The 352-nt window shown below is 48.0% G+C and carries 1 protein-coding gene; it reads left to right on the top strand.

The window, feature by feature from the left end; all coding sequences use genetic code 11:
• Positions 1-352 (top strand): AAA family ATPase (locus tag QGT73_RS17360; protein ID WP_280123263.1); only part of this gene is annotated, 352 nt, incomplete at both ends.

The raw sequence follows: 352 nt of genomic DNA, 5'->3' as shown, positions 1-352 counted from the left end.
CCGACCGTTTGCTTGACAAAATCATAAGTAGCTCAACTCCGGGACGTACTGCTCTGGTGGCGGCTCCTGAAAGCAACGAATGCTTCTTCTTTGATTTCAAAGAGGACGGCACATACACGATATTCAAGCAGAAGGCGGTTCACCGCAATGATGCGGATGACGAGGTCGTTTTTGAAATGGACGAGGAATCCGACGGTTCAATCAGGCTTCTTGATTTCATCCCCATGCTTATCGACTTGGGACAGAGTGAAGTGGACTATATGATTGATGAGCTTGACCGCAGTATGCACCCCTTGTTGTCGCAGAAACTGATAGAGTGCTATCTCCACGAACTTTCATCGGAAAGAGACAC

The organism is Duncaniella muricolitica, from assembly GCF_910574735.1.
GTDB classification, from domain to species: domain Bacteria; phylum Bacteroidota; class Bacteroidia; order Bacteroidales; family Muribaculaceae; genus Duncaniella; species Duncaniella muricolitica.
The sequence above is the reverse complement of the archived record's forward strand: the minus strand, read 5'-3'. Positions and strand labels throughout refer to the sequence as shown.